Genomic DNA, 15,599 nt, shown 5'->3' with positions numbered 1-15,599 from the left:
CCTGGCTTGCGCCGCGCGCTCAGTGGTCGAACATGAGCTCGCCTTCGACCAGGGTGTAGCGCACCTTGCCCGGCAGCTCCAGGCCGAGGAAGGGTGTGTTCTTGCCCTGGCTCCTGAGGTTTTCGCGGCTGATGATGGCGTGCGCATGCGGATCGAACACGCAGATGTCGGCGCGCGCGCCCGGCGACAGGTGGCCGGCCTTGGTGATGCCGATGATCTTTGCGGGATCCGAGGTGATGCGGGCGAGCGCGTCCATCAGCGGCACGCCGGCGCGTTCTGCCCACTTCAACGTCAGTGGCAGCAGCAGTTCCAGCCCGGTGGCGCCGGGCTCGGCCTCGGAGAAGGGCACCTGCTTGCCGTCGTCGTCCACCGGCGTGTGGTCCGAACACAAGGCGTTGATGCGGCCCTCGGCGAGGCCCTGGCTCAGGGCCTCGCGGTCGCGCTGGCTGCGCAGGGGCGGGATGAGGTGGCAGTTGGGGTTGAAATAGCCGATGTCCATGTCGGACAGGTGTACATGGTTGATCGACACGTCGCAGCTCACGTCCATGCCATCGGCACGCGCCTGCTCGATGAGGGCGAGGCCGGCGGCGGACGACAGGCGGGTGATGTGCAGCCTTGCGTCGGTGATCTTGGCAAGCTCGAGGTAGGTGTACAGCGCGATCGTCTCGGCGGCGACCGGAATGCCGGCCAGACCCATGCGCGTCGCCATCTCGCCGTCGTGGGCGTTGCCGCCACGGCCGAGAAAGGGGGCGATGGGCTGCAGCCAGACGCGGAAGTTGAAGGTGGCGGCGTACTGCAGCGCGCGCATCAGCACGGTGTTGTCGATGATGGGCACGTTGGCCTGGGAGAAGGCCACGCAGCCCGCTTCGACCAGTTCGGCCATCTCCGACAGGCGCTCGCCCTTGAGGCCCAGGGTGAGCGCGCCCACCGGGTAGATGTGGGCGCGATTGAGCTTCTTGGCGCGGTAGGTGAGCATCTCGACCAGGCCGGGCTCGTCCAGCGTCGGGTCGGTGTCGGGCGGAATGGCCAGGCTGGTGACGCCGCCGGCCATCGCCGCTTCCATCTCGGACTCGAGTGTGGCGCGGTATTCGAAGCCGGGTTCGCGCAGGCGCGCGGCGAGGTCGATGAAACCGGGGGCGACCACCAGCCCACTGGCGTCGATCGTGCGCTCAGCGTGAAAGCCGTCGGGGGCGCTGCCCAGCGCGACGATCTTGCCGTGGGCCACATAGACGTTCTGTACGCTGTCGCTGCGCCTGGCCGGATCGATGACGCGGCCGTTGGAAATGAGGATGTTCATGGGTGAATCCTTGTGCCTGTGCTGGGCGCGGCTCAGTGGCTGCCCAGCATGCTCATCACCGCCATGCGCACGGCGATGCCGAAGGTGACCTGGGGCAGGATCACCGCCTGGGTGCCGTCGGCCACCGCCGAATCGATCTCGACGCCGCGATTCATCGGCCCCGGGTGCATGACGATGGCGTCGGGCTTGGCGAGCGTGAGCTTGTCGGCGGTGAGCCCCCAGATCTTGTAATACTCCTGCGGCGTGGGCAGCAGGGCGCCGTTCATGCGTTCATTCTGCAGGCGCAGCATCATCACCACATCCACGCCCTTCAGTCCTTCGCTCATGTCGTGAAAGACGCGCACGCCGAGCTTTTCCACTTCGGTCGGCAGCAGGGTGCGCGGGCCGATGACGCGCACTTCGGGCACACCCAGCGTGGTCAGCGCGGCGATCTGGCTGCGCGCCACGCGCGAGTGCAGCACGTCGCCGACGATGGCCACGGTCAGGTTGGTGAAGTCGTGCTTGAAGTGGCGGATGGTGTACATGTCCAGCAGCCCCTGCGTGGGGTGGGCATGGCGCCCGTCGCCGGCGTTGATGACGCGCACGTCGTCGCGCCCGGTGTGCTGCAGGTGTTGCGCGATCAGCATCGGGGCGCCGCTTGCCGCGTGGCGCACGACGAACATGTCGGCGTGCATCGCGCACAGGTTGTCGACGGTGTCGAGCAGGCTCTCGCCCTTGGCCGCCGAGCTGGTGTTGATGTTCAGGTTCACCACGTCGGCCGACAGGCGCTTGGCAGCGATCTCGAAGGTGGTGCGGGTGCGCGTGGAGTTCTCGAAGAACAGGTTGAACACGCTCTTGCCGCGCATCAAGGGCAGCTTCTTGACTTCGCGCTCTGCGACTGCAGCGAAGGGCGTGGCGGTGTCGAGGATGGTGGTGACGATTTCGCGTGGCAGACCGTCGAGCGTGAGCAGGTGCTGCAGTTCGCCGTGTTTGTTGAGCTGGGGGTTGCGCATCGGGCTTGCCTCGGAATCAGCGCTCGACCGCGGGGGTCTGGGTGAGCTGGAAGGTCAGCTGGCCGTCTTCGTCGCGCTGCAGTTCAAGGTTCTGCGAGCGCGGCAGCGGCTCGGCCAGGGTGTGGGCGCAGTAGCGCGCGGCGACCGGGAGCTCGCGGCCGCCGCGGTCAAGCAGCACCGCCAGTTCGACCACGCCGGGGCGGCCGAAGTCGAACAACTCGTTGAGGGCGGCGCGCGTGGTACGACCGGTGAACAACACGTCGTCGACCAGGATCACGTGCGCGCCATCGACGTTGAAGGTGATCTCGGTGCGCTGCGGTTTTGCATGCAGGCCCTTGCTGGCGTAGTCGTCGCGGTAGAAGGAGACGTCGATTGCGCCCAGCGGCTGGGTGATGCCGAGCTCGGTATGCAGGCGCTCGGCCAGCCACAGGCCGCCGGTGTAGATGCCGACCAGCGCGGTGGCGGGCGTGACATGCGGGCGCATCTGTGCGGCGAGCTGTTGGCACAGCGCTTCGGCATCAAGTTCGGTCATGACGGAGGTCGTCCAGAAAGGTTTGCAGGATGAGGCGGGCTGCGACCGCGTCGAGCACTGGCTTGCGTGCGCGCCAGTGCTTCACGCCCGCGCTGCTCAGTTCGGCTTCGGCGGCGACCGAGCTCAGGCGCTCGTCGCACGGCAGCACGGGCAGGCCGAAGCGGCCGTGCAACTGATTGGCAAAACGACGGCAGCGTGCGGTGAGTGCGTGCGCGCTGCCGTCGAGATGGGTCGGGATGCCCACCACCAGTGCCACCGGCCGCCATTCGGCGATGAGCGCGGCGATGGCCTGGAAGCGCGCGCTGTCCGATTCAGCGTGCACCGTGGTGAGCGCACTGGCCTGGCCGGTTTCGAGCTCGCCGGTGGCGACGCCGATGCGCGCCAGACCGAAGTCGAAGCCGAGCAGGGTGCCGCGCAGTGGTAGAGGCGTGCTGCGCACAGGCGGGGAAGGCTGGGCAGGACAGGCGGCAACTGCCGCGTCAGGCATGCCCCGCGACCTCGCTGAGATTGGCGAAGTCGACTCCCAGGGTCTGCAGTGCGGCCGCCAGGCGCTCTTCGGGCGGCAGCTCGAACACGATGGACATGTCGGCCGGCACCGTCAGCCAGGCGTTGTCCATCAGCTCCTGTTCGAGCTGACCGGCGGTCCAGCCTGCGTAGCCGAGCGTGACCAGCACCTCGCGTGGCTCGCCGCTGGCTGCGATCGCCTGCAGCACGTCGCGGCTGCTGGTGAGGCCGACCTCGTCATTGACCTTGAGCGTCGAGTGCCACTCACCCAGCGGACGGTGCAGCACGAAGCCGCGATCGGTCTGCACCGGGCCGCCGAAATAGACCGGCTGGGACTCGAAGCCTTCGGCTTCGAGCGCCACATCGATGCGTTCGAACAGCGCCGCAAGGGTCATGTCGATCGGCCGGTTCACGATGATGCCAAGCGCACCCTGATCGTTGTGCTCGGCGATGTAGGTCAGTGTGCGGGCGAAATGAGGATCGGCCATGCTGGGCATGGCGATCAGGAAGTGATGCGTGAAGTTGGAAGTAGAGGTTTCCATGGCGCTCATTTTACGCGGTTTGTCAGGCTCTTGTGGGCGCTGAGGGGGCTGGGTGAGGCCTGTGTCGCCGCCGCTGCGGCGCTCCTTGTGCGCGCGCCGCCTTAGCGTGTGACGAGGCTTGAGTCATAATCACGCGCCGTTTGCCGTGGACGACACAATGACTTCCGCTCTGGTCTGGTTTCGCCGTGATTTGCGCAGCTTCGATCACGCCGCCCTTTACCATGCGCTGCGTTTTGCCCAGCGCGTGCATTGCGTGTTCGTCTTCGATACCGCCATTCTAGATGCGCTGCCTGCGCGCCGCGATCGTCGGGTCGAATTCATTCATGGCAGTCTGGCCGAACTCGATGCTGCGCTCAACACCCTGGCGCAGCAGGCCGGTGGCGCCGGCGCAGGCCTCATCGTGCGCCATGGTCGCGCGCAGGACGAAGTGCCGCGTTTGGCCTTTGAGCTGGGCGTGGACAAGGTGTTCGCCAATCGTGACTATGAGCCGGACGCGATCGTGCGCGACAGCCAGGTCGCGCAGCAGCTCGCGGCGCAGGGCGTCGGCTACGAGGACTTCAAGGATCAGGTGATCTTCGAGCGCGACGAGGTGCTGACCCAGGCCGGCAAGCCCTTCAGCGTGTTCACGCCCTACAGGAATGCCTGGTTGAAGGCGGTTGACGCTTTTCAGCTCAAGTCCTATCCGGTGGCCGCATACGCCCAGCGCCTGGCGCCCAAACCTGCAGGCGAAAGCCTGCCTGCGCTTGCCGACATCGGCTTCGAATCCACGAACCTGATCGAATTGCACATGCCCTTGGGGATGAGTGGCGGGCGCCGACTGTTCGAGGACTTCACCAATCGCATCGAGCGCTACAAGCGCGCGCGTGATTTCCCGGCGGTGAAAGGGGTGAGCTATCTGTCCACCCACCTGCGCTTCGGCACGGTGTCCATCCGCCAGCTCGCCGCGCACGCCCAGCAGCAGGGCGGCGAAGGTGCCGACACCTGGCTCAGCGAACTGATCTGGCGTGATTTCTACCACCAGATCCTGTGGCATCACCCGCGCGTGGTGACGCAGGCCTTCCGCCCCGAATACGACACGCTGCAGTGGGACGAGGCGCCCGCACTGTTTGCGGCCTGGTGCGAGGCGCGCACCGGCTACCCGCTGGTGGATGCCGCCATGCGCCAGTTGAACCAGACCGGCTACATGCACAACCGCCTGCGCATGGTGGTCGCGTCCTTCCTCACCAAGGACCTGGGTATTGACTGGCGCCTGGGCGAGCGCCATTTTGCCGTGCACCTGAACGATTTTGATCTCGCAGCGAACAACGGCGGCTGGCAGTGGGCGGCCTCCACCGGGTGTGACGCGCAGCCCTGGTTTCGCATCTTCAACCCGGTCACGCAGTCCACCCGCTTCGACCCCGAAGGCCGCTTCATCCGGCGCTATGTGCCGGAGCTGGCGCGGGTGCCGGACAAGTTCATCCATGCGCCGTGGACCATGGGCGGCATCGATCAGAGCGCGTGCCGCACCAGAATCGGCGTCGATTACCCTGCGCCAGTCGTCGACCATGCGGCGGCGCGTGAGCGTACGCTGGCGCGCTTCGGGGTGTTGAAGGGCTGAGGCCGGACATCGAATGCAGGGCCAGTTTGCGCGACAATGCAGGCCCGCTTCCGTGAGCCGCCGACCATGAGCGTTTCTGATAGTTTCGACTTCGATCACATCATCGACCGCAGCGTGCAGCCGAGCGAAAAGTGGGGGCGCTACGCCGGCCGCGACGTGCTGCCGCTGTGGGTGGCGGACATGGACTTCGCCGCGCCGCCTGTCGTCATCGACGCATTGCAGCGCCGCATCGCACATGGCGTGTTCGGCTACACCGAGGCCTGGCCGAGCCTGGTCGAGGCGGTGGTCGAGGGCCTGCAGCGTGAGCATGCGTGGACCATCGAGCCCGACTGGCTGGTGTGGTTGCCGGGCGTGGTGAGCGGCTTCAACCTCGCCTGTGCGATCGCCGGCGAGGTGGGCGATGGGGTGGTCACTGCGACGCCGGTGTATCCGCCCTTCCTGTCCGCCCCGGCCAACACCGGGCGCGTGCTGCAGCGCTGTGAGCTGGTGTTGCGCGCCGGGCGCTGGCAGTGGGACTGGGAGGCGCTCGAGCGCGCGGTGGACGCGCGCAGCCGCCTGTTGCTGCTGTGCTCGCCACACAACCCGGTGGGACGTGTGTTCGACGCCGATGAGTTGCGTGAGCTGGCGGATTTTGCCGCACGCCACGATTTGCTCATCTGCGCCGACGAGATTCACTGCGGTCTGGTGCTGGATGCCGAGCGCGCGCACCGACCGATTGCGGCGCTTGACGAAGCCGTGGCGCGGCGCACGATCACCTTGATGGCGCCGTCCAAGACCTGGAACATCCCGGCGCTCTACTGCGCGTTCGCGGTGATCCCGGATGCGGCGCTGCGCCGCCGCTACCGGGGTGCGATGCGCGGCCTGATTCCGCAGGTGAATGTGCTGGGCATGGTGGCGACCGAGGCCGCCTATCGCGATGGCGGGCCGTGGCGCGCCGCCTTGCTCGATTACCTGCGTGGCAACCGCGAGCGCGTGATGGCGGCGGTGGGCGCCATGCCCGGGCTGGCGACGACGCGGCCAGAGGCCACCTATCTGAGCTGGATCGATTGCCGCGAGATGATGGCGCAGCGCCAGGTCGAAGACCCGGCTGCCTTCTTCGAGGCTGCCGGCGTCGGGCTGTCGGATGGGCGCTTCTTCGGCGCGCCGGGCTGGTTGCGGCTCAATTTTGGTTGTCCGCGCGCGACCCTGGACGAGGCGCTGCGGCGCATGGCGCAAGCCCTGGCACACTGAACGGGCTCAGTCTTCGGTCTGCGCCTGTGCGCACTCAGGCCGGCCAGGCCTGGGCCTGGGTGTAGCCTGCCAGCAAGGCCAGCAGCTCCTCTTCCTGGTAGGGCTTGCCGAGGTAATGGTTGGCGCCAACTTCTTCGGCGTAGCGGCGGTGCTTGTCGGCCAGGCGTGAGGTGATCATGATCACCGGCACCGCGCGCAGGCGCGCATCGGCGCGGATGTTGCGCACCAGGTCGAAGCCATCCATGCGCGGCATCTCGATGTCGGACAGCACCACCGCGGGGGTGCTGTCGATGAGCTGCTCCAGGGCGTCGACGCCATCCTTGGCGGTGATCACGCGGTAGCCCTCGCGCTCGAGCAGGCGGCCGGTGATGCGGCGCACGGTGAGTGAATCGTCCACCACCATGATCAGCGGCGCCTGCACCACGGGCTCGGGCACTTCGAATGCGGTATCGTCTTCGTAAGCGTCGCCGCCGCTGCCCAGGCTGCGGCTGGCCAGGGCCACCGGGTTGAGGATGAGCGCCACTTCACCGTCGGCCAGCACTGTTGCGCCTGCCATGCCGATGATGCGGGTGAGCTGTGGGCCGGCGTTCTTGACCACGATTTCGTGGTTGCCGCGCAGCCCGTCGATGTGCAGTGCCAGTGTTTGCGCACCGGCGCGCAGCAGCAGCAGCCAGTTGTAGCGCTGTTCGGCAGGCTGGGCCTCGCGATCACCGAGCAGGCGCGGCAGGTAGCGATAAGCATAGTGTTCGCCTTGCCAGTCGATGCCGCGATCGGCCTGTACGCGCCGCAGCGCGTCGGGCTTCAGCTCCATCGCCTGCGCCACCATGTTGGACGGGATCGCCCAGCTGCGCCCACCGGCCTTGACCAGCAGGGCCTGCGTCACCGCCAGCGTCAGCGGCAGGTAGATGCGAAACCGCGTACCCTCGCCAGCCCGACTGGAGACGTCGATGCGGCCGCCCACGGCCGCGGTCTGTGCTTTGACCACATCCATGCCCACGCCGCGGCCGGACACCGCCGACAGCTGGCTGGCGGTGCTGAAGCCGGAGAGGAAGATGAGGTTGGTCAGGCGCTTGTCGTCGGGGCGCTCATCGGCGCCGAGCAGGCCGTTGGCGCGTGCGCGTTCGGCGATGCGCTCGAAGTCCAGGCCCCGGCCGTCGTCGCTGAGGTCGATGGCGATCTCGTTGCCTTCCTGGCTCAGGCTCAGCACCAGTTGGCCCGTTTCGGGCTTGTTTGCGGCGCTGCGTTCGGCGGGGGATTCGATGCCGTGTGCGACCGCGTTGCGCAACAGATGCTCGAGCGGCGCGACCATCTGTTCCAGCACGCTGCGGTCCATTTCGATGCGACCGCCGCGCAGGTCGAGCGTGGCCCGCTTGCCGATTTCCTTCGCGCTCTGGCGCACGACGCGGTAGAGGCGGTCGGCGAGGCTGTCGAAGGGCAGCATGCGCACCCGCATCAGGCCTTGCTGCAGCTCGCGACTGGTGCGTGCCTGGCCGTTGAGGGCGCTGTCGGCACCGTCGAGGTTGTGCAACAGGGTTTGTTGCACGGTGGTGACGTCGTTGACGCTCTCCGCCATCATCCGCGTCAGTTCCTGCAGGCGGGTGTAGCGGTCCATCTCCAGAGGGTCGAATTCACCGTGATGCGACTCGGCCTGGGCGATGCGTGACTGCATCTGCACTTCAGCCTGAATTTCGACTTCGCGCAGCTGGTTGCGCAGGCGGATGACGTTTTCGGTGAGATCGAGCAGCGAGCGCCGCAGGGTGCGCAGCTCGCCTTCGATGCGGGTGCGCGAAACGCCGATCTCGCCGGCCTGGTTGACGAACTGATCGACCTGTTCTGCCCGCACCCGCAGGGTGGCGGTGCTGATGGCATCGGTGTCGCCCGCCTCGGCGGTAATGGTCGTGGTCGTGCGCGGCGCAGCCGGGCTGGCTGCAGTGGCCCCACTGGCCACAGGCGGCGGCGTGCTTGCGTCAGGGCTCAGGGGCTCGAGGGCACGCGCAGGCAGGCCGGCGATGCTGTCTATCATCTGCTCGCTGACGTCCAGGCCAAAGGCCAGGTCGTCGATGAGCGTGAGAGTGTCGAGCTTGTCGGCGAGGCCGTCCTCGAGGCGCGATTCGAGCTGGTGCAGGTGACTGCCCAGGGTCATCGCCCCGGCCATGCGCGCGCTGCCCTTCAGCGAGTGCAACAGGCGCGCGATGGTGATGGGGTGGGGCGTGGCTTCGGGGGCGACGCGCCAGGCGCGCAGGGTCGCATGCAGGGTGGTGAACAGCTCGCCGGCTTCTTCGAGGAAGATCGGCAGCAGTTGGGCATCGAGCTCATCTTGCGGCGGCGGCAGGAGATCGCCACCGACGGGCTCGGAGGCTGGGCTGGGTGCAGCTCGCACCGGGGTCGCGCGCAGCATCGCGGGGGCTGCGGGGGCTGCGGCCGGTGGGGTGGGCGCCTGACTGCGGCCAAGGCCGCAGTGTTCCACCGCGGCGACCAGGGCGTCGGCGGCGTCCGGCAGGATCTGCGCGGAAATCTGGGCCAGCATGGTCTGCAGCGTGTTGGTGGCTTCGCGCAGCACCATGAGCTCGGCGGTGGTCGGGGCCTGGTTCTGATCACGCAAGCGGCCAAGCGCATGTTCGAACGCACGCGCCAGATCATGTGGCGGGAACAGGTGTGCGGTGCCGGAGATGCCGGCAAGGGTGTGCGCGGCGCGGTGGGCGAGCTCGGTCGGGGTGGCGTCTGCGTGCTGGGCGAGGCGGTCCACTTCTCGTGTCAGCGTGCTGACGTGCTGCAGCGCCTCGACCTGGAAGAGGGCAAACAGCGCGGCAGAGAGCTCGGTGTCGCCGACCTGCACCGTCGCTGCGGCTGCTGCAGTGCTTGTGACAGGCGCGACCTCGGGCGCCTGGAGCGGGTGCTCGGGCGCTTGCGGCAAATTGTCTTCGACTTCGGCTGAGTCAGTGTCCTGCCCTTCGGGTGCAGCGCCGGGTTCGGTACTGGGTTCGGCGCTGGTGTCGGCGCTGGTGTCGGAGGCGAGCTCGGGCTCTTGGTCCAGATCGAGGCTCGTGGTCTCGATGAGGAAGTCGGGTACGGTCGTGTCACGGCTTGCGCGTGTTTCTTCGTCGTCCTCGAGCAGCGGCAGGAGCTCGCCGTCGTCGGCCAGGTCCAGCGTTGGAAATTCGATCCAGGCGTCGAACTCGGCAGCGCCTGCGGCCGGTGTGGCCTCAGCCGCAGGCGTGATCGCCTCGGCCGGGACCGGCGCCGTTTCAATTTCGGCAGCGGCAGCGGCAGCGGCAGCGGGGCTTGGGGTCTCCGTACTCGCCGTCGTGCCTGCGTCGACAAGGCTGCTGTCTTCGATGGCCGCGTCAGCGCTGCGCAGGTGTTCGGCCTCGGCGAGGAGCGCGCTCGCGTCGGGCGTGGCGGCGCTGCCGGCCCGCAGCGCCTCGACCCAGGTCGAGAACAACTGTTGTCCGCTGTCGATCAGGTGCAGGAGGGCGGGTGTCGGCGCCCAGTCGAGCTGCAGCCAGCGGTTGAGGGTTTGCTCCACGCCCCAGGCCGCTTCGCCCAGCGCACTCAGCCCGACCATGCGGCCGCTGCCCTTGAGGGTGTGAAAGCCGCGGCGGATGGTGATCAGGGCGTCGAGGGGTTGCACCGCCTCGCGCGCGCTGTCGAGCTCGGCGCGGATGCGGGCGAGGACCTCGTCGGCCTCTTCGATGAAGATGCCAAGCAGCTCGGTGTCCATGTCCGCTTCGCTGGCGGGCAGGGAGGGCTGCGCAATGAGGGGGGCGCTGGCCAGCGCAGGCTGTTCCAGGGCAGGCGCGCCGATGTCCTCCAGTTCGGGCAGGGCATCGAGGTCGAGGTCGGGTGCGAGTGCGCCTGGGTGCGCAGGCGCCTCGTCGCTTGCGGGCGTGGTGGCCGACGGGAGCGCATGCGGCTTGAGGTCGGACAGATCCAGGTCGGGGAAATCCAGGTCCGGCAGGTCGAGGGTGCTGAAATCCAGCCTGCCCGCTGCTGTGGCAGGCGTCGCGAGGGGCCGCTCTGCGGGGCTGGAGTCGGGCACGGTCGCCGCTTCGCCAGCGAGACTGGGCGCAGGTTCCCGGGGCGCGGTTTGCGCGGCTGCGGCATCGTGCTCTGCGACCTGTGCTTCGCGCTCGCGCCGGCGCTCGGGGTGCAGGAAGTCGTCAAGTTCGGCCGCGCCGTGGGGGAGGGCCTCGAGATAAAAGCCGAGCGCGGAGAGTTGGTGGGCCAGGGCCTCGAAAGCCGCAGCGTCGGCGTCGGCCGGCGCGTTGGCCAGGCTGGCGATACGTGCGCCCGCATCGCGCACCAGCGTCAGCGCGCCGGTTTCGCCGAGCAGGCTGAGTGCGCCGACGATCTGCTGCAGCGGGCGGTGGAGCTGGGTGAGCGGTTCGTGCTTGGCCTGGTTGCGGAAGTAGTCGTCCAGGGTTTGCTCGACCTGCCCCAGGCTGACGCGCATTTCGCTACAGAGCTGTACAAGGGCTTCGTGTTCCTGGCTGGCGCGCGCACCCTCAGCGTCGGTGCCGGAAGTGTCAGGCGCTGGCGTTTCACCGCGCATCAGGGCCTGAATGCGGCTCAGGCGCTGGTCGATCTGCTGCGCGAGTGCGTGGTCGAGTACGCGCTGCTTGAAGTCGGCCTCCAGCAACAGCAAGGCGGTGGCGACCTCGAGCGCGAGTGCGTCCGAGTGCTGCAGCGGGTCACGACGCAGCCATTGGGCAAGCGCTTGCAGACCCTTGAGCAGGTGCAGGGTGGCGGGGCGGCCGAGAGCGGGCGCCATCGGCACGAGGGCGCTGAGGCGCTCGTCGAAGTGGGTGAGCGCGATTGCCGTGCCGGAGCTGAAGGCGTCCCATTGCTCGCGTACGCCGGCGAGCGCTTGCTGCAAGTCCTGCAACAAGGGGCCGAGCGGGATGTCGCTGACGGGCGCGTTGGCCGCGGGCAGCAGGGCGTCGAGCTGCCAGCAATTGCGCACCGCCTGTTGCTGTGCGCTGCGTGCCGGCAGCATGGCAACGCGGTACAGGATGTCGCGCAGGAGCCGGTCGGAGGAGGATTGCGTGCCGGCGAGCAGACGGCGAAATTGAGCGTCGATCTGGGCGCACAGCTGTCTCACCGCGACGTCGACCGGCAGGCTGCCGTCAATCAGGCCGTCAAACAAGGCCAGCGCTGCCCACCACAAGCTGCGCTGTGCAGGCGTGGCCTGCAGGGCTTCGACTTCGGCGATGGCGTCGCGCATTGCCTGTGCGCCGCTGTGCGGGTTGCCGCGCAGGAGCTCGAGCAGGCCGCGTTCGAATTGTGGCCGGATGCGGCGCAAGGCGGCCTGGCTTGCAGCCCCCTGGTCCTTTGCTGCTGCGCCTGCGGGCGTGTCACGCCGTGGCGGGCGGCGAGACAGGTCGGGGTGGAAGAGGTCGGCCGCGCACGGCAGCGGAAGCCCGCGCGCGAGGGCGATCTCCTCGTACAAGGGGGCCAGGCGCAGCGGCTGGTCGGGCGCGCCGTGCGCGATTTCCTCGAGGTAGTTGCCGATGCTGGCGACCGCGCGCGTGACCAGTGCCAGGCTGTCACGATCGATCGCGAGTTCGCCGCGCGACATCAGGCCGAGCAGCACTTCGGCCGCGTCGGCAAACTGGGTGAGGCCATCGAGGCTGATGATGGACAAGGCACCACGCACCTGGTGGAGGTGTGTTTGCGCGAACTGCACGCGGGCGGCCGGGTCCGCGGCGTGCGCAGCCTCGGCCAGCGCGGCGGCGGTGCGCTGCAGGGCGGCGTCGATCTCGCCTTTAACCCATGTGAGCGGGCCGAGATCCGTCTCCTTGGCTTGTGTCATGGCGTGCTTCCCGGAGTGACGGCGTTCAGACCTTGAAGCCCGAAACCGAGCCCTTCAGTTCGACGGCGAGATCGGTGAGCTGACCAATCGATACCGCGGTCTGCTGGGTGCCGAAGGTGGTCTGTTCGGTGACGGTGAGAATGTCCTTCATCGTCGCCGCCACGCGTCCTGCAGTGGCAGCCTGCTCCTGGGTGTCGGTCGAGATCCTTTCGATCAGGTGTGCGGCTTCGAGCGAGACCTCGTCGATCTCTGACAAGGCCTGGCCTGCGGCGTCGGACAGCTGCGCACCTTCGACCACGTCGCGGGTGGCGTTTTCCATCGCGCCGACGGCGTCCTGAGTGTCGGTCTGGATGGTCTTGACGATCGCGGCGATCTGTTTGGTGGCCTCGGCCGAGCGCTCGGCGAGGCGCTGCACTTCTTCGGCGACGACGGTGAAGCCGCGGCCCGCCTCACCGGCGGTGGCGGCCTGGATGGCGGCGTTGAGCGCGAGGACGTTGGTCTGCTCGGTGATGTCCGAGATCAGTTCGACGATCTCGCCGATCTCCTGTGAGGACTCACCCAGGCGCTTGATGCGCTTGGAGGTCTCCTGGATCTGGCTGCGGATGCCGTTCATGCCGCGGATGGTGTTCTCCACCGCGCCCGCGCCCTTGCGCGCCGCTTCCAGCGAACGCCGCGCGACCTGGGCCGACTGCAAGGCGCGCTCGGAGGAGTCGGTCATCGACTGCGCCATGCGCTGCACGGTGGTGCCGGCCTCTTCGATTTCGCGCGACTGGCGTTCGGTGGCGTCGAGCAGCTCGCGCGAGGTGCGCTGGGCGGACTCGGTCGCGGTGGTGACGCGCGTGGCGGCGTCGTTGATGCGGCGCACCAGCACCGACAGTTCTTCCACCGTGTAGTTGACCGAGTCGGCGATGGCGCCGGTGATGTCTTCGGTCACGGTGGCGCGCACGGTGAGGTCGCCATCGGCGAGGTCGCCCATTTCGTTCATCAGGCGCAGGATGGCCTGCTGTGTGAGGTTGCGCTCGCTCTCGGCTTCCTGGCGCTGCCGTTCGGATTCTGCGCGCCGCGCCGCGACACCGCTGCGATAGGCGCGCGCCATGGCGGCCAGCGCCAGGATGCTGGCGAGTGCGCCGGCGGCGATGAGCGCGTGCATGCGGGTGAAGCCGGCATAGAGCTGCTTGAGGCCGGCGGTCAGCTCGGTGCTGCGTTCAAGCAAGGGCACGGAGTCGCCAAAGATGCGGCTGCCGGCTTGCTTGGCCTGCACCGTCTTCTGGATGTTGCCGAGAATTGCGCTGGCGGCGTCGAAGGTGGGCGCGGCTGCGCTTGCGAGCGCGCCAAGCTGGCTGCGTACATCGCTGTTCGGTGCGCTGGCTGCCAGCGTGTCGATCTGCTTGCGCAGGGCGTCAATGTCGCGTCCAAGGATGAACGCGACTTCGGGGTCGATGGCGTCATCGACCAGCAGTGCGCTGGCGTTCTTGGCGATGCGTTGAGTCAGCATCATGTTGCGACTGGCGGCGCCCAGGCTGACGGGGTCGGTGGCCGCAGCCTGCAGCTCGCTGGCGATCTGTTCGCTGAGCTCGAGCAGCTCCGCGCTGTCCTTGCCGATGGTGGCGACCGCGCTGTTGAGCGCCACCAGATCCTGGCGCTGCCCCAGCAGCTGGGCGGTGTTGCGCTCGGTCTTCTGCCACGCGGCAGACAAGGCCTCGAGCTGCGGACGCAGCGCTGCGGGCACCGGCGGCACACGGGAGCCGTCGATGTCGCCGCCCTCATCGAGTGCCAGCAAGAGGCTGGCGAACTGGTCGCGGCCGCTCTTGAGTTCAACAAAGGCCGGGCCATTGCCGCGCAGCGCGAGCTGTGCCGACTTGGCGATCTGCTGTGACAGCATCTGCATTTCGCTCGATGCGGTGACGTGCAGGGTGGCGTTGGCCGATTCACGCTGCTGAAAAACAACGAGTACAGCGGTCGCCAGGGCCAGCATGGCGAACAGGATGCCGTAGTTGCGCAGCCCTCCAGTGTCTGCGCCAGAGCCGGAGGCCGAGTCTGATCTGGCCGTCCTGGGGGCGCCGCTGCCGGGCTTGGGTGTGGTCTCGAGGATCGTGATGCCGTCGCTGTCGGCGACATTCGACGGCGCTGTGTTCTTGCCGAAAAGCTTCAATGCCATGTTGCGTGCTCCACCGTGTTCTTGGGGTAGGCCAGACGCGAGGCCCGGATCGTCATTCGAGACCCGCGTCGAGGAATTGCGGGCTGGCCAGCAGTTTTGTGACGTCGACCTGCAGCCACAGCTGACCTTGTGCGTCGCGCAGGCGCTGCGCGACCCATGGCCGATCTTCCTCGCCCACGTCCACTTCAAAGTCATCCGCGCTGCGCAGACCGAGTGAATGGGACACCAGCAGCGCGCAGTGAATGCCCAGTCTGGCGCCGATCAGCAGCAGGCGTGCACGGCCGCTGGGGGTGATGGCCGCTTCGCCGTGAAACTGGGCCAGATCGACGACACCGTAGAGCGCGCCGCGCACATTTGCCAGGCCGCGAAACCATGATCGCGTCAGCGGCACGATGGACAGGGGCGGCGGCGGCATGATCTCGCCTGCCTCGGTGAGGTCGATCAGCCAGCTCTCGCTGCCCGCTTGAAAGCCAAGCAGGCCACGGCGGTCGGCGGTGCTGGCTTCGGCCAGTCGGCGCGCGAGGTTTTGCTGGAACTCCCGCAGACTGCTGCGTTTGGCCATGATCGAGTCAGCCGATGGCCCGGATGTGGGCGAGCAGGTCGTCGTGATTGAGCGGCTTGACCAGATAGGCGTGAGCGCCCTGGCGCATGCCCCAGATCTTGTCGGTTTCCAGCCCCTTGCTGGTGCACATGATGATGGGGATGTTGCGCGTGCTGTCGTCGCGCGAGATCGTGCGTGTGGCCTGGTAGCCGTTCATGCCCGGCATCACCACGTCCATCAGGATGAGGTCGGGTTTTTCGCTCTTGCTGGCGGCGATGGCTTGTTCGCCGGATTCAGCGCTCACGACCTGATAGCCCTCGCGAGCGAGCAGTTCCTGCAGGGCCAGGCGTTCGGTGGGAGAGTCGTCAACGACAAGAATCTTGCTTATCGGCAT

General features: G+C 67.7%; 11 protein-coding genes. 2 read left to right on the top strand and 9 right to left on the bottom strand.

Annotated features, from left to right (window positions below; all coding sequences use genetic code 11):
- Nucleotides 1–19 precede the first annotated feature (19 nt).
- Genes M622_RS24665 through M622_RS24645 form a run of 5 tightly spaced genes read right to left on the bottom strand, consistent with a single transcriptional unit; the run spans nucleotide 20 to nucleotide 3,867 of the window.
- Entirely contained in the window at nucleotides 20–1,297 is a 1,278-nt protein-coding gene (locus M622_RS24665; protein WP_021248240.1) for a dihydroorotase, read from the bottom strand.
- Between the two features lie 32 nt (nucleotides 1,298–1,329).
- On the bottom strand, nucleotides 1,330–2,289 hold the full coding sequence (locus M622_RS24660) for an aspartate carbamoyltransferase catalytic subunit (RefSeq protein ID WP_021248239.1): 960 nt from the start codon (nucleotides 2,287–2,289) through the stop codon (nucleotides 1,330–1,332).
- A gap of 16 nt (nucleotides 2,290–2,305) precedes the next feature.
- The gene (gene pyrR, locus M622_RS24655; protein ID WP_021248238.1) at nucleotides 2,306–2,821 is read right to left on the bottom strand and encodes a bifunctional pyr operon transcriptional regulator/uracil phosphoribosyltransferase PyrR; all 516 of its coding nucleotides are present in this window, start codon (nucleotides 2,819–2,821) and stop codon (nucleotides 2,306–2,308) included.
- A complete protein-coding gene (gene ruvX / locus M622_RS24650; protein ID WP_031346347.1) occupies nucleotides 2,808–3,308 on the bottom strand; it encodes a Holliday junction resolvase RuvX in 501 nt (166 codons plus the stop codon). The genes pyrR and ruvX overlap by 14 nt, the downstream gene beginning before the upstream one ends.
- A complete protein-coding gene (locus tag M622_RS24645; RefSeq protein ID WP_021248236.1) occupies nucleotides 3,301–3,867 on the bottom strand; it encodes a YqgE/AlgH family protein in 567 nt (188 codons plus the stop codon). The genes ruvX and M622_RS24645 overlap by 8 nt, the downstream gene beginning before the upstream one ends.
- Nucleotides 3,868–4,024: 157 nt before the next feature.
- Between M622_RS24645 and M622_RS24640 the strand changes: the two genes are divergently transcribed.
- Together M622_RS24640 and M622_RS24635 are read left to right on the top strand one after the other, a co-directional pair.
- Complete coding sequence (locus M622_RS24640) at nucleotides 4,025–5,464, top strand: cryptochrome/photolyase family protein (RefSeq protein ID WP_021248235.1); 1,440 nt, start codon at nucleotides 4,025–4,027, stop codon at nucleotides 5,462–5,464.
- Between the two features lie 66 nt (nucleotides 5,465–5,530).
- A complete protein-coding gene (locus M622_RS24635) occupies nucleotides 5,531–6,694 on the top strand; it encodes a MalY/PatB family protein (protein ID WP_031346342.1) in 1,164 nt (387 codons plus the stop codon).
- A gap of 34 nt (nucleotides 6,695–6,728) precedes the next feature.
- Here the strand turns inward: M622_RS24635 and M622_RS24630 are convergent, their stop codons facing one another.
- From M622_RS24630 to M622_RS24615, 4 genes are read right to left on the bottom strand one after another with little or no spacing between them, the layout of a single operon-like run.
- Nucleotides 6,729–12,506 carry a hybrid sensor histidine kinase/response regulator gene (locus M622_RS24630; RefSeq protein ID WP_021248233.1) on the bottom strand — a complete coding sequence of 1,926 codons (5,778 nt, stop codon included), beginning with the start codon at nucleotides 12,504–12,506 and terminating at the stop codon, nucleotides 6,729–6,731.
- 25 nt (nucleotides 12,507–12,531) lie between these two features.
- On the bottom strand, nucleotides 12,532–14,664 hold the full coding sequence (locus M622_RS24625; RefSeq protein ID WP_021248232.1) for a methyl-accepting chemotaxis protein: 2,133 nt from the start codon (nucleotides 14,662–14,664) through the stop codon (nucleotides 12,532–12,534).
- A gap of 52 nt (nucleotides 14,665–14,716) precedes the next feature.
- Nucleotides 14,717–15,226 (bottom strand): chemotaxis protein CheW, encoded by a 510-nt coding sequence (locus M622_RS24620; RefSeq protein WP_021248231.1) that lies wholly within the window; start codon nucleotides 15,224–15,226, stop codon nucleotides 14,717–14,719.
- A gap of 7 nt (nucleotides 15,227–15,233) precedes the next feature.
- Nucleotides 15,234–15,599, bottom strand: a complete 366-nt coding sequence (locus M622_RS24615; protein ID WP_021248230.1) for a response regulator — start codon at nucleotides 15,597–15,599, stop codon at nucleotides 15,234–15,236.

The sequence above is a fragment of the Thauera terpenica 58Eu genome, from assembly GCF_000443165.1.
GTDB lineage: Bacteria > Pseudomonadota > Gammaproteobacteria > Burkholderiales > Rhodocyclaceae > Thauera > Thauera terpenica.
The sequence above is the reverse complement of the archived record's forward strand: the minus strand, read 5'-3'. Positions and strand labels throughout refer to the sequence as shown.

What these genes read in the sequence shown, in the direction of transcription:
- M622_RS24665 (WP_021248240.1), bottom strand. Translation starts at nt 1,297, where the DNA reads ATGAACATCCTCATTTCCAACGGCCGCGTCATCGATCCGGCCAGGCGC.
- M622_RS24660 (WP_021248239.1), bottom strand. Translation starts at nt 2,289, where the DNA reads ATGCGCAACCCCCAGCTCAACAAACACGGCGAACTGCAGCACCTGCTC.
- pyrR (WP_021248238.1), bottom strand. Translation starts at nt 2,821, where the DNA reads ATGACCGAACTTGATGCCGAAGCGCTGTGCCAACAGCTCGCCGCACAG.
- ruvX (WP_031346347.1), bottom strand. Translation starts at nt 3,308, where the DNA reads ATGCCTGACGCGGCAGTTGCCGCCTGTCCTGCCCAGCCTTCCCCGCCT.
- M622_RS24645 (WP_021248236.1), bottom strand. Translation starts at nt 3,867, where the DNA reads ATGGAAACCTCTACTTCCAACTTCACGCATCACTTCCTGATCGCCATG.
- M622_RS24640 (WP_021248235.1), top strand. Translation starts at nt 4,025, where the DNA reads ATGACTTCCGCTCTGGTCTGGTTTCGCCGTGATTTGCGCAGCTTCGAT.
- M622_RS24635 (WP_031346342.1), top strand. Translation starts at nt 5,531, where the DNA reads ATGAGCGTTTCTGATAGTTTCGACTTCGATCACATCATCGACCGCAGC.
- M622_RS24630 (WP_021248233.1), bottom strand. Translation starts at nt 12,506, where the DNA reads ATGACACAAGCCAAGGAGACGGATCTCGGCCCGCTCACATGGGTTAAA.
- M622_RS24625 (WP_021248232.1), bottom strand. Translation starts at nt 14,664, where the DNA reads ATGGCATTGAAGCTTTTCGGCAAGAACACAGCGCCGTCGAATGTCGCC.
- M622_RS24620 (WP_021248231.1), bottom strand. Translation starts at nt 15,226, where the DNA reads ATGGCCAAACGCAGCAGTCTGCGGGAGTTCCAGCAAAACCTCGCGCGC.
- M622_RS24615 (WP_021248230.1), bottom strand. Translation starts at nt 15,599, where the DNA reads ATGCCGATAAGCAAGATTCTTGTCGTTGACGACTCTCCCACCGAACGC.